The 13,375-nt window shown below is 44.9% G+C and carries 12 protein-coding genes; 11 read left to right on the plus strand and 1 reads right to left on the minus strand.

Translation table 11 applies throughout. The features are described from left to right. Positions 1-9 precede the first annotated feature (9 nt). The 7 genes from P401_RS0116440 to P401_RS0116470 are packed head-to-tail and all read left to right on the plus strand — an operon-like array spanning position 10 to position 4,109. Complete coding sequence (locus P401_RS0116440) at positions 10-525, plus strand: DsrE/DsrF/DrsH-like family protein (RefSeq protein ID WP_268871259.1); 516 nt, start codon at positions 10-12, stop codon at positions 523-525. A gap of 22 nt (positions 526-547) precedes the next feature. Continuing rightward, positions 548-907, plus strand: a complete 360-nt coding sequence (locus P401_RS0116445; RefSeq protein WP_029343312.1) for a rhodanese-like domain-containing protein — start codon at positions 548-550, stop codon at positions 905-907. Between the two features lie 25 nt (positions 908-932). Further along, positions 933-1,229, plus strand: a complete 297-nt coding sequence (locus tag P401_RS0116450) for a rhodanese-like domain-containing protein (protein ID WP_023466941.1) — start codon at positions 933-935, stop codon at positions 1,227-1,229. Positions 1,230-1,267: 38 nt separating this feature from the next. After that, complete coding sequence (locus tag P401_RS0116455) at positions 1,268-1,837, plus strand: sulfurtransferase TusA family protein (protein ID WP_051656367.1); 570 nt, start codon at positions 1,268-1,270, stop codon at positions 1,835-1,837. 35 nt (positions 1,838-1,872) lie between these two features. After that, positions 1,873-3,009, plus strand: coding sequence for an MBL fold metallo-hydrolase (locus tag P401_RS0116460; RefSeq protein ID WP_029343315.1), 1,137 nt, complete (start codon positions 1,873-1,875; stop codon positions 3,007-3,009). Between the two features lie 43 nt (positions 3,010-3,052). Beyond that, a complete protein-coding gene (locus P401_RS0116465) occupies positions 3,053-3,280 on the plus strand; it encodes a sulfurtransferase TusA family protein (RefSeq protein ID WP_029343316.1) in 228 nt (75 codons plus the stop codon). 52 nt (positions 3,281-3,332) lie between these two features. Continuing rightward, the gene (locus P401_RS0116470; RefSeq protein WP_029343318.1) at positions 3,333-4,109 is read left to right on the plus strand and encodes a sulfite exporter TauE/SafE family protein; all 777 of its coding nucleotides are present in this window, start codon (positions 3,333-3,335) and stop codon (positions 4,107-4,109) included. A gap of 63 nt (positions 4,110-4,172) precedes the next feature. Here P401_RS0116470 and P401_RS0116475 read toward each other — a convergent pair whose 3' ends face one another. Continuing rightward, positions 4,173-4,559: a DUF302 domain-containing protein gene (locus tag P401_RS0116475; protein WP_029343319.1), complete on the minus strand. Its 387-nt coding sequence runs from the start codon at positions 4,557-4,559 to the stop codon at positions 4,173-4,175. Between the two features lie 187 nt (positions 4,560-4,746). Between P401_RS0116475 and msrB the strand changes: the two genes are divergently transcribed. The 4 genes from msrB (at position 4,747) to P401_RS0116495 (ending at position 13,347) form a co-directional block, all read left to right on the plus strand. After that, positions 4,747-5,847: a peptide-methionine (R)-S-oxide reductase MsrB gene (gene msrB / locus P401_RS0116480; protein WP_029343320.1), complete on the plus strand. Its 1,101-nt coding sequence runs from the start codon at positions 4,747-4,749 to the stop codon at positions 5,845-5,847. Between the two features lie 144 nt (positions 5,848-5,991). Then, entirely contained in the window at positions 5,992-8,889 is a 2,898-nt protein-coding gene (locus P401_RS0116485; protein WP_029343321.1) for a S8 family peptidase, read from the plus strand. Positions 8,890-9,039: 150 nt separating this feature from the next. Then, positions 9,040-11,610 carry a HAMP domain-containing sensor histidine kinase gene (locus tag P401_RS0116490; RefSeq protein ID WP_029343322.1) on the plus strand — a complete coding sequence of 857 codons (2,571 nt, stop codon included), beginning with the start codon at positions 9,040-9,042 and terminating at the stop codon, positions 11,608-11,610. Between the two features lie 198 nt (positions 11,611-11,808). Continuing rightward, the gene (locus tag P401_RS0116495; RefSeq protein ID WP_029343323.1) at positions 11,809-13,347 is read left to right on the plus strand and encodes a GGDEF domain-containing protein; all 1,539 of its coding nucleotides are present in this window, start codon (positions 11,809-11,811) and stop codon (positions 13,345-13,347) included. Positions 13,348-13,375 lie beyond the last annotated feature (28 nt).

The following is a 13,375-nucleotide window of genomic DNA, read 5'->3' on the forward strand; positions in this document are numbered from 1 at the left end:
CGAATTAATATACCCCTTAGGGTAAAAACTTGGAGGAATTACGTTTATGTCAGATACAAAAAAACAACCATCGTTTTATTTAGTGGAGAGTACGACAAAGTCATGGCAGCTTATATCATTGCCAACGGTGCAGCCGCATACGATCACGAAGTCACGATTTTTCATACCTTCTGGGGTTTGAATGCGATGCGTAAGGATGAACCGATCCAGCCGGATAAAACATTCCTTGAGAAGATGTTCGGTAAGTTCATGCCACGCGGTGCCGATAAGATGCCACTCTCGAAAATGAACTTCGGTGGTGCAGGTCAAAAAATGATTAAAAACGTCATGAAGAAGCACAATGCGATGCCACTTCCAGACTTAATCGAATTAGCGAAAGAACAGGATGTCAAACTCGTCGCCTGTACGATGACGATGGATTTACTCGGTTTGAAACAGGAAGAATTACACGACGGGATTGAGTATGCAGGTGTTGCCGCCTACCTCGCCGATGCGGAGAACGGAAACGTCAATCTATTCATCTAATGATCTGAAGGAGGAATGACGCATGGATGTACTATCGATTATCTTGTTGCTCGTCGTCGGCTATCTCGCTTATAAGGTGTTCGCCCCAACAAAAGGCGTCAAGCAAGTGTCGACCACGGAACTGAAGCCGTTACTAAATGACCGCAAACGATTTTATCTCGATGTTCGGACACCGGCAGAATTCAAAGGCAATCACATCAAAGGATTTAAGAACATTCCGTTACAAACGCTAAACAGTCAACTGAATCAAATCCCGAAAGACAAAGAAGTGCTCGTCATCTGTCAAAGCGGGATGCGAAGCAAACAAGCCGTCAAAGTACTAAAAAAAGCCGGTTATCCGAATGTCACGGAAGTCCGTGGCGGAATGAATGCCTGGCGCTGAATCGAATCAAGAGGAGGAATTCAATATGAAACGCATGACAGCAACAGAAGTACAGGAAAAAATCGAACGTGGTGAACAACTGAACGTTATTGATGTCCGAGAAGTCGATGAAGTCAAAGAAGGAATGATTCCGGGAGCGATCCATATTCCACTCGGATTGATTGAATTCAAGATGAACGAACTCGACAAGAAAAAAGAGTATGTCATGGTATGCCGTTCTGGTGCGCGCAGTGGTCGCGCAACGACATATCTCGAAGGACAAGGATATGACGTGACGAACATGGATGGCGGCATGATGTCGTACGAAGGCGAAACAAAATAAATAATACCCCACACCGTAAAGGAGCGAATTGTATGACTATGATTAAATCAGATATCGTATTGGACGCCAAAGGTCTCGCTTGTCCGATGCCGATCGTTCGGACGAAAAAAACGATCAAGACGTTGGAACCGGGACAAGTCATCGAAGTTCAGGCGACGGATAAAGGATCAACTGCAGATCTTCGTGCCTGGGCAAACAGCACTGGCAATCATTATTTAGGCACGATCGAAGAAGGCGAAGTACTCCGTCATTACGTTCGGAAATCAACAGGTGATGTCACGGAACCAGCAGCATTCGCTCAAACCGTCGACAATGCAACAGTCGAAGCAGCACGTCAAGACGACTCGATCACAGTGCTTGATGTTCGTGAACAAGCAGAATATGCCTTCGCGCATGTACCGGGAGCCATCAATATTCCGTTAGGTGAACTTGAGACACGACATGCAGAACTGGATTCAAATCAGACGGTTTACGTCATCTGCCGAACAGGTAGCCGAAGTGACATGGCATGCCGACAGCTCAGTGACAAGGGGTATACGGTCCACAATGTCGTACCAGGTATGCAGGAATGGGCATTTGAGACGACAACACTCGTTTCAGCGAAATAATTCACCAGCGTAAAGCAGAGGAGGAACTAGTAGATATGGCACAAGCAATGACAGCCGCACAAGTTACGAAAAAAATCATTGGACGCGAGTCTTTGTTCATCTTAGATGTACGGAATGAGGATGCGTTTCAAGATTGGAAAATCGAAGGAGAGAACTTCAAGTACCTCAACATTCCGTATTTTGAATTGTTGGATGGTGTCGAGGAGATTCTCGATCAGCTTCCGACGGATCAGGATGTACTCGTCGTTTGCGCAAAAGAAGGTTCATCAATTTTCGTCGCCGATATGTTGGAAGAAGCAGGACGAGACGTATCGTATCTGTCAGGCGGCATGAAAGCATGGAGTGAACATCTAGAACCGATTTCACTCGGAACGCTGAACGAAACAGGAACTGATCAAGGTGAAGTCGTTCAGTTCGTTCGAATCGGTAAAGGGTGTCTCTCGTATATGGTCATCTCGGAAGGAGAGGCCGTGCTCATCGATGCGACACGAATGACGGATGTGTATTTGGATTATGCCGCATCACGCAATGTCACGATTAAGCATGTGTTTGATACACATCTTCATGCGGATCATATTTCTGGAGGACGCGACATCGCCGAAAAAACAGGCGCGACATACTGGTTGCCGCCAAAAGATGCGACGGATGTCACATTCGATTATGCACCACTTGAAAACGGTAGTACGGTTCAAGTGGGGGATACAGCGATTGAAGTACGCGCTCTTTATTCCCCGGGACATACGATTGGATCGACTTCATTCATCGTCGATCAGCGTTATTTATTAACGGGTGATATCCTGTTCATCGATTCGATTGGTCGTCCGGATTTAGCCGGTCTCGCGGAAGACTGGGTCGGCGACTTACGTGATTCGCTCTACAACACGTATCGTGATCTTTCACCGGAATTAATCGTCTTACCAGCACATTTCATGATCATTGAAGAATTGAACGCGGATGGTAGTGTAGCGGAGAAATTAAGCATCTTGCTTGCGAACAACCATGGTCTCAACATTGATGATGAAGCAACATTCCGGAAAATGGTCACAGAGAACTTGCCGCCACAACCGAACGCGTATCAAGATATCCGTGAAACGAACATGGGGAAACAGACACCCGATCTTGAGACACAACGGGAAATGGAAGTCGGACCGAACCGCTGTGCGGTACGCTAAACCGAATCATAACAAACATTAAATCATTCAGGAGGAATACAACATGAAATCAGAACTCGTACTCGACGCAAAAGGACTTGCTTGTCCGATGCCAATCGTAAAAACAAAAAAAGCCATCGCAGGACTCGAATCAGGTCAAATCCTTGAAGTCCATGCAACGGATAAAGGGGCAAAAAACGATCTTCAGGCGTGGGCGACATCAGGTGGTCATGAACTCGTCAAACACGAAGAAGAAGCAAGCGTCCTAAAATTCTGGATTCAAAAAGGTTAATTTCGAAAAGAGAGCTGAGTTACGGCTCTCTTTTTTTAAGGAGTGATAAACGATGGAATTCAGTTTTATCGTGACGATTTTCTTAATCGGATTTGTCGGATCCTACATTTCAGGAATGTTAGGAATTGGCGGTTCAATCATTAAATATCCGATGTTATTGTATATCCCGCCCCTACTCGGTTTTGCAGCATTTTCTGCCCATGAGGTTGCGGGAATCAGTGCGATTCAAGTCTTTTTTGCAACGATTGGTGGCGTCTGGGCTTACCGAAAAGGCGGTTATTTGAATAAATCATTGATCGTCTACATGGGGGGATCGATTTTAATCGGTAGCTTCATCGGTGCGTATGGTTCAAATATCCTGGCTGAAGACACGATCAACATCGTCTATGGTGTTCTCGCGTTAACGGCAGCGGTCATGATGTTCGTTCCGAAAAAAGGGATCGACGACATTCCGCTTGATCAGGTTCAGTTCAACAAAATGATTGCGGCAGTATCGGCATTCATCGTGGGTGTCGGAGCCGGAATCGTTGGGGCAGCAGGTGCCTTTTTACTCGTCCCGATTATGCTCGTTCTCTTGAAAATCCCGACACGGATGACGATTGCTTCATCGCTTGCGATTACGTTCATTTCGTCGATCGGCGCAACGGTCGGTAAAATCACGACAGGGCAAGTCGACTGGGGTCCTGCGGCAATCATGGTCGTTGCCAGTCTAATTGCAGCACCGCTTGGCGCAATCGCCGGGAAGAAGATGAACACGAAGATTCTCCAAGTCATTCTTGCTGTTCTGATTTTAGCGACAGCGGTGAAGATTTGGATCGACATCTTGTAAACAAAAGAACGCTCTACTTGTACGATGTTTCTTTATGAAACAATGTACAAGTAGAGCGTTTTCTTATTGTGCAGCTTGATCGATCACGTGTCGTAACGTGTGTTCGACTTCTTCTGCGACCGTCTTTAGTTCGGCTTCATCTGCTAAGTCCATCAAGGCAGTTGGTTTTGGCATACCGATTTTCGTTTGCCCGTTCTCGGTATAGACGACGATTTTACATGGAAGAAAGTAACCAGCCCGCAAGTCATGGGACACGACGCGGTGTGCTTCTTTTGGTTGGCATACTTCTAAAATATGATAGCTTTCATCAAAAGAGAGCTCTTTTTCTTCGAATTTGTTAGCCAAATCAAACTCCCATAAGACACCGAACGATGCCTCTGAGAGAGCTTGCTTCAGTTGAGTCATGACCTGATCCAGATTGTGATGCGATGTCACAGTGTAATCAAACATAAATACCCCTCCTGGTGTTTTCGAGTTATAGAGTCTATTCCCTGATCACACTTCTTTAATCAGGATGATCCAATGTGCTCTGCTTGAGCACATGCTACGACAAGAGAGAGTAAGCGCGTTACAGTTAAATAAAAGAACATCCAATCGACGTCGCGTGACGTAAGCTGAATAAAGGAGGCGAAGGGAGATGAAGAAACGAATGTGGACAGTTTTATCAGTCATCGGTCTCATCGTCATCATGGTCGGAGGATACTTCGTGTTCCAGCAACAGCAGGCAAAATCAAGTGGTAGTAAGGAATTGAATTATCAAGCGGAAGAGACGGCGATTTTAGCTGGCGGATGCTTCTGGTGTATGGAGCCACCGTTTGAGGAGTTAAAAGGAGTTAAGTCTGTCATTTCAGGTTATACCGGCGGTGACGTTGAAAATCCAACATACAACCAAGTATCAGCAGAGACGACAGGGCATCGGGAAGCGGTGTTGATCACGTTTGATCCGAATGTCATCTCGTACAAGCAACTGCTAGATGTCTACTGGCGTCAGATTGATCCGACGGATGCAGATGGTCAATTCGTCGACCGTGGTGAGTCTTATACGACAGCGATTTTCTATACGAATGAGAAACAAAAAGAAATCGCCGCGCAATCGAAACAAGATTTAGAGAAACAACAAGTCTTCGATGATAAAATCGTCACACCGTTGATTGCGGCAGGTCCTTTTTATGAAGCGGAAGCATACCATCAGGATTACTATTTGAAGAGTGAGAAAAAGTATAAGTTTTACCGGGCAGCTTCTGGACGCGACGACTTCATCAACCGCTACTGGAATGATCAACCAAAGCTCGATCTTCCAACGTATGCAAAGTTGTCTGATGCAGAAATCAAAAAGAAATTAACTGCGATTCAGTATAAGGTGACACAAGAAGATGGGACGGAGCCGGCGTTTGATAATCCGTATCATGACTTGAAGGCGGACGGAATCTATGTCGATCTGATTTCTGGTGAACCATTGTTTTCGTCAAATGATAAATATGATTCGAAAACGGGATGGCCAAGTTTTACGAAACCACTCGAACCAGGTAATATCATTGAGAAAAGTGACTTTTCAATCGGCATGAAACGGATGGAAGTCCGGAGTCGTCACGGAAATGCGCATCTGGGACACGTCTTCTCGGATGGTCCAGAGCCAACAGGACTTCGGTATTGTATGAACTCGGCTGCCTTACGTTTCATTCCGAAAGAGGACTTGAAACAAGAAGGATACGGTGAATATGTAGCAGATTTTAAATAATCACAAAAAGGCATTCGATGCTCATATGCATGGGATGCCTTTCCTTTCAAAATTGTAAGATACATCCATAAAATAAATATCCATTTTATCCAGTTACTGTTTATAATCAAGATAAAGTACATCCATCTTGAAGGAGGAACAGGCGTGAAGAAACTGGTGATTTGGGTCATGCTGAGCTGTCTGATTTTGACACTCGGAGTAGGACCTACGACAGCAAAGGCGGAAACAGCCCTTGCTAAAGCAACGCTCTTGAAAGTAGGACGAGAAACGACGCTTGAAACAGGAACGGAAGAAAAAAATACATATTGGTACCGCGTCAACCATGAAGCGGGTGTAGAAAAGACCGCGTCACACTTCGAACTATCGATTGATACGGATCAACCTGTTCAAGTAACGGCGTATCCGAGTGAAGCGATGGCTGCGGAAGACGATACGTTTGATCGTTACCGGACAGAGGCGGAGCCAGATGAAAAAAACCTTACAAAATTAGCCGTTCCATATGCATGGGATGGACCGTATTATGTCAAAGTCGAATATTACCCGAACATCGAAGAAGGTAAGACGACGAAAGCCGCTCATGTCAAGTTGACGTATAACAACGTCAAATTGCCGGTTGAATATGAGCCGATCAATGACATCAGCTGTATGGCGGAAGAAGCACTCAAACAAACAAAAGAAGAAAAGCCGATGCTTGCACTCATGCACTCGATCCAAAAGCAAGTATTGAGCCAATCTGATGCAGGACGTGCTTTAACATCGCTTTACTACAAAGCGTCTCCTTACGTCGTCAAAACGCTATTATTCAACAAAGATAAGCGTCAACAAGCATACGAAGATTTAAAAACATTGAAGCCTGCGATGGAATCACTCGTACGTGGAACATCATACACATTGACGAAAGCTGATCAACAAGCTGTCGATCGTCTCTACAAATTATCACGTGACGCATCACCTGCTGTGATTGCGGAAGAGATTGATGGATATGCCAACAAAATGGATGTCTCTAAATTAAGTGGAAGCAAATTGAGCGAAACATTCCAGTCACTGGGAATGAACATTCAATCAAAAGAAGCAACACGTTATATCGTTAAATTAAAGCCAGGTAAAATGAACCGTTCGATGAAGATTGCGGGTGTTCAGGCAACGGATGTAGAACGTTTATCCCTTGGTAATGCGGGAGACTTCGTCATCGTGACGGAAGACCCAACTGTCAAAGGTCAATCGGCAACCGCATTAAAACAATCGCTCAACCGTTCGTCAGCTGTCGAGTACGTTGAGAAAATTCAGACGTACCGCGCAACGAAGGACATCAACTTCGATTATCAATGGGCTGTCAACAAAAAGACCGTCTTTGAGCAATTTGATAACGTTGGGATCGGGTTTGAAGCGTTCCAACAACGTTTCGGTTCGAAGAAGTTAGCGCCTGTTAAGATTGCAGTCATCGATACAGGTGTCGATTATCGCTTGAAGGACTTACAAGGAAAAGTTGATATCGCAAATGAAAAGAACTATGTTTCCGTCAACGGTGACGGGGATGCGATCGATGATAACGGTCACGGAACACACGTAGCGGGCGTCATCGCAGCAACGATGAACAACGATTACGGGATCCAAGGAATTCATCAATCGGCACAAATTTTGCCGGTTAAAGTCTTGAATGCAAATGGCGAAGGCGAAACAGACGCGATTGCACTCGGGATTAAATATGCAGTCGATCATGGCGCAAAAGTCATCAACATGAGTCTTGGTGGCGGTGAGAGCCGGACGATGGCTTATATGATGAAATATGCAGCAGATCATGGTGTTACGGTGGTTGCGGCTTCAGGAAACGACTATGACATGATGGTCGGTTACCCAGCGAACTCGGAATATGCGATTTCTGTCGGAGCGACAAACCCACTCGGAATGGTCGCTGATTATTCGAACTATGGTGTTGGTCTTGACGTCGTAGCACCCGGATCGAAAGTCGCTAGTTTGATTCCAGACGGTAACACGGTATACATGGATGGAACAAGTATGGCTTCACCACACGTTGCAGCAGTAGCGGGAATCTTGAAGTCACTGAACCCGAAACTGACACCAACACAAATCGAACAGATCTTGCGTAAGAGTGCAGAGCCACTTGCGTTTGAAAATCCAAACGACTGGTTCGACTTTGAAGAAGATGAAGACGGGGAAAAGATGGAACCTGCATTCCCAGCTTACGTCAGCCCAGTCTCTGGATACGGAAAAGTCAGTATTCCACGTGCGATTTCTCAGTTGAACTTGAACGGGAATGTCAATGACGTCTACGATAACCAATTGTTTGTTTCTGGAACGGTCAAGACAGGAACAAAAGTTGAAGTATGGGCAGCAGTCGTAACGAAAGATAAGAATGGTAAGGAAACAACGACGAACAAAAAGCTAGCTACGACAACAGCTCAAGCAGGAAAATACAGCGTGAAGATTCCGCGTCAAAACCAAAAGACAGTCTTGACGGTTCGCTATGCGAACGGATTAGACGTTACATCGGAACGGACAGAAGTTCTTCCAGGAAAAGCACCAAAAGCACCGAAGGTCAAACCAGTTCTTGCTGGTGCGACAAAAATGACAGGTACAGCTCTCGCGGGTGGTACGATTACCGTTAAAGATGCGAAACAAAAGAAAATCGCCACAGCAAAAGTTGATGCAAAAGGTCACTTCAGTGCGAAATTACCAAAACAAGTCGGTGGTTCAAGCTTGATCGTCACAGTGACGGATATTGCTAAACGTACAAGTAAACCGACGATCGTAAAAGTCCTACCAGCCCCAGCGGCACCGAAAGTGAAATCCGTCTATGCCGGACAAACGAAAGTAACCGGTACAGCTGAAAAGAAATTGAGTGTTTATGTAAAAGATGCGAAGAAAAAAGTTATCGGAAAAGGAACGGTTTCTGCAAAAGGCAACTATTCCGTCAAAATTCCGAAGCAAAAAGCAAAAGCGAAGCTTTCCATCTATGTTAAGAATACACGTGGTCAAGTTAGCCCTGTGACTTCTGTGACAGTGAAGAAAGCGAAAAAGTAAGAGGGTAAAAAGACCTTTTTTCGGGTACATTCCGAGAAAAGGTCTTTTTTTGGATATCCTAGCTGTTGCTTCGAAAGCGTTTCTATTATATTAAATCTATAGAAACAAATGAAAAAGCATCATTCAACGAATGATGAGGAGGATACATTCATGGTGAATTGGATTCGGCGACGAATCGGTCGGCAACTGCTGACTGTTTTTTATGCGGTACTGATCGTAGTATCGATTACTTCGTTCTTTGTCTATGACTACATGGAAGGACGAATCGAAACATCAAAACAGAATCTCGAGACGATCAGTGAACAAAATCGCCGAGCCAATGATTTGTGGGACAATTGGCAAACGGTTCAGTTCGGTTTACGCGGATTCGTCATTTTTGGTAATCAGGAACGGTTTGATGAAATCCAAGCGCTCCGAACAGATATCAAAAGTGAGACAGATTGGTTCATGCGAAACGCAAAAACGGATGAAGAAGAAGAATTCGCAGCGCAAATGACGAATTTATATGAGTTATACTATGATGCCTTGTTCCCGTTGACCCAGTCTTACGTCAATGAAAAAAAGGCGAATCGGATCAATGAGGACTTCTTACAGGGGGATAGTCTGTTTTCTTTGCCGATTGCCGAGCGTCTTGTTGATCAAGGGCGATTAAAGCCAACTGCCGATGGTTCGATTGATATTACGCCAGACATCGAAAAAGCATCTGCAGCACTTGAGGAATACCGGACGAATCTCAGCCAACAACAAGAAACGGCTGTCGGTGAACTTCGGAGTGAGGTCGCAAAATCACAATGGATTTGGATCTCCAGTATTGTTGTGCTCATCGCCTTCATTCTCTTATTCGTGCACCCGTTCCTTCGCCGGATGACACGACAATTACTACGCTTAATCGATGATAATCAGAAGCTCGCTCGGAAAGAACCGATTAAGATTGATAAAGCTGCCGAGCAGCGACCAGACGAAATCGGATTGTTGCGCGCAGCCTTTAATCGGATGGTCGTGACGACAAATGCCCATACGGATGCGATGCAAGGCAAAAACGAAGAGTTGCAGGCGCAAAGTGAAGAGTTGCTCGCGCAACAAGAAGAACTGCAAGCGCAACAAGAAGAACTCGAAGAAGCGTATCAAACAACGAAAAAGAATGAGGAAAAGCTCCGATTGCGTAGCGAATTGACCGAGGCGCTTGCTGTTCGTGAAACCGTCGAATCGTACCCGGCAATCGTTCAAAAGATGATCGATATCACCTCTTCGGAGTACGGTGCCCTATTGCTCTATGAAGAAGGACAGTTCATAGGTGCGACGACGAATGGGATGACGATGGATTATTTAAAAGTTCTTTTGAAAGATGAGATGTCCGTCATCAATCGATCGGTTCGGGAGATGGAATTCATCCAATCGGAAAAACGGGTGACGCGTCAAAAAGACTATCCATATTCATTTAGCACGTATGAAGTGACGATTCCTATCGAAGATCCAGAAACGCATGAATTGATTGCAGCCATCTATCTGGTTCGTTATAAATCTGCCTATAAAGGACAGCAGTTAACGGATATTCGCGAGTTCGCGCAACAGATGACGTTATCGCTCCTACGAACGCGTTCTTACGAAGGGATGCGTCAAGAAAAAGAAAAGACCGAGCAAGTGTTGGACTCAATCCGAGAAGCAATCATTTATCTTGAGGATGGAAATGGAGAATTATACGTCAACCGTCCGTTGTTTGAGTTAATTCCAGAACTACAATCGGAATTTACGGTAGATCGAACGTTACCGTCGAGTGAGTACGTCATCAATGTAATGCGTCAGTTGGTGGATGACGTCGAAGCCTTTAATACGTATCTAGATTTGATTCGTTCCGGTGAGATTTCACCGGACAAGGTCCGGTTTGATATTCGAAACAACACCGCTCATCTCGAAGTCTACGCGGAACGTATTGATGTTGTCGGAGGATGGAAGGGAATCATCCTCGTCTTACGGGATATTACCCGGGAAACAGAAGCCGATCGTCTCAAAACAGAACTCGTCTCGACCGTATCGCATGAGTTACGAACACCACTCTCATCTATTTATGGTTTTACAGAGTTGATGCTGAATCGAAAGATCGATGACTCAAAACAGCAGAAATATCTAGCGACGATCCATAATGAGACGGAACGGTTATCGAACCTCGTCACGGACTTCTTAGACGTTCAGCGAATGCAGTCAGGTGGACAGTTGTACCAAATGGCACATCTCGATTTGTTTACCCTAACTGAACAAGTGATGTCCTTGTATGACGCTTCAAGTGAACAGCACGATCTCCATTTGCAGTTGCTCAGCCCGGATCGTCCATTCATTTTAGGAGATGAAGACCGGATTAAACAATTAATGAGTAACTTGATCAACAATGCGATCAAGTATTCTCCAGATGGTGGGCGCATAGATGTCTGGATTGATACGAAAGACGATCAAGCCATCATTGAAGTGAAGGATGAAGGAATTGGGATTCCGCATCATGCCTTTGCTCACTTGTTTGATAAATTCTATCGTGTCGATAACTCGGATACACGTCGAATCGGTGGAACGGGACTCGGTTTATCGATTTGTAAGGAAATCGTCAAAGAACACGAAGGCATCATCCATGTCGAATCTGAAGTTGGCAAAGGTAGTCGATTCATCATCGTGTTACCGCTCAGTCTAAGTGAATCCATTGAGTCGACAGAAAAGAATCGACGTTCTAGTTAAAGAAAACGTGATACGTTCCAGTTAAACCGTGTTCAGACCGCTTAGGTGTGAACACGGTTTTTGGTTGTTTTTAAAATGAGTAATCATGCGAAAAAAAGATTTTAATAAAATAAAAAAAGAGTGAATAAACAGCAATCCTGAACCGATATACCTATAGGACAAACGAACTATGGTTAAAAAAGGAAAGGGGGAATCGTCATGTATCAGAGATGGTTGGGAGTCGTTATGGGCTGGTTGCTGTTTCATATCGTCTGGGTGACGTATGTAGGCACGGATACGGTAATCGGACAAGTCGTCAACAGTCTGTTCACGATCGGTGGCGTAACGCTTTCCCTCTATTTGATTTGGCGGGCACAACGACGCCATACAAGACGCCCTTTTACTTACCGCTTATTTCTTCTATTATTATTCGCTAATGCGATGCTTGGTATAGGCGAATGTGGACAACTTCTATACTTCCTCCGAGAATGGACGCGAACAGAACCGTTTGATTGGATCGACTTGATCTTCAGTCTTCAAATCTTGATCTATATCATTGCTTTCGGTTATTTCCTGCGTAATCGACGACAAGAAGTCAATTTGCGGGTCTTTTTGTTCGATGAGTTCATCATTTTAGTCGTTGCAGGATCTCTTTCGTGGCACTACTTAGTGACGCCTTATTTAGAAGCGAATGCCTTGTTGACGATTGAAACGCTTTTATGGCTTCGTTATCCGATCGGTGATTTATTGTTGCTCGGTGGAATGATTGTCTTATTCTTTGGTTTGATGAAGCGTGGCAATGGCGGCTCGTTATTATTGATTCTACTCGCATTTCATTTTCAGTTACTCGCTGATCTATTATACGTGATACTCGAACGATTTGATTATCCATTTCCTTCGAGTTGGCTCGATCCGTTATGGTTAGCGACTGTCCTGATTGTCGGGCTTGCCGCGTATCGCTTTGATGCTGAGGAATCTCTCGTTCCTCTTGACGTTACACGGAGATGGATCGATGTCTTACGTTTGATCACTCCTTACTTATTCTTATTGATTCTATTCGTGACGATGGCACGACAAACGATTAGTTGGAACGGTTTGACGATTGGGTTAATGATTGCGATTCCGTTGTTGATTTCCCGTCAAATCCGGATCGTTGTTGACAATCAACGGTTGCGCGAAAATCTCGAAGCGAAGGTGGAAGAGCGAACGGAAGCATTAGCAACTGCCATGGAGGAGATGAGACACATGGCATATCACGATGCCTTAACAGGGTTACCGAATCGATATCTGTTTGCGCGACTGTTCCAAGATGCCTTGTACCGAGCGGAAGCGACTGACGGGCAGGTTGGGTTGTTCTTTATTGATATCGATCACTTCAAAGAGATTAACGATACGTATGGACATCGTGTCGGAGATCAACTCATCGTCGATGTTACGACACGTCTACAAAAGAAATTGCCGCCCAATACAGTCATTTCAAGACAAGGTGGAGATGAGTTCGTCGTCTTGTTATTTGACGTTGAACAAGAAGTAGAAGTGGTGCAGTGTGGGGAACATCTCGTTTCCTTGTTCCGACAGCCGTTTCACCATGGTATCATTCCACTTCCGGTAACAGCGAGCATCGGTGGAGCGATCTATCCGGCGCATGCAGCTTCTCGATCGGACTTGATCGAGCAAGCAGACCTAGCGATGTATGAGGCAAAACGTCGCGGGAAGAATCAATTTTGCTTGCATGATCCAGCGATAACGAACACATGAACGTCGTCATATTCAAAAACACGCTCGT

This window comes from Exiguobacterium acetylicum DSM 20416 (assembly GCF_000702605.1).
GTDB lineage: Bacteria > Bacillota > Bacilli > Exiguobacteriales > Exiguobacteriaceae > Exiguobacterium_A > Exiguobacterium_A acetylicum.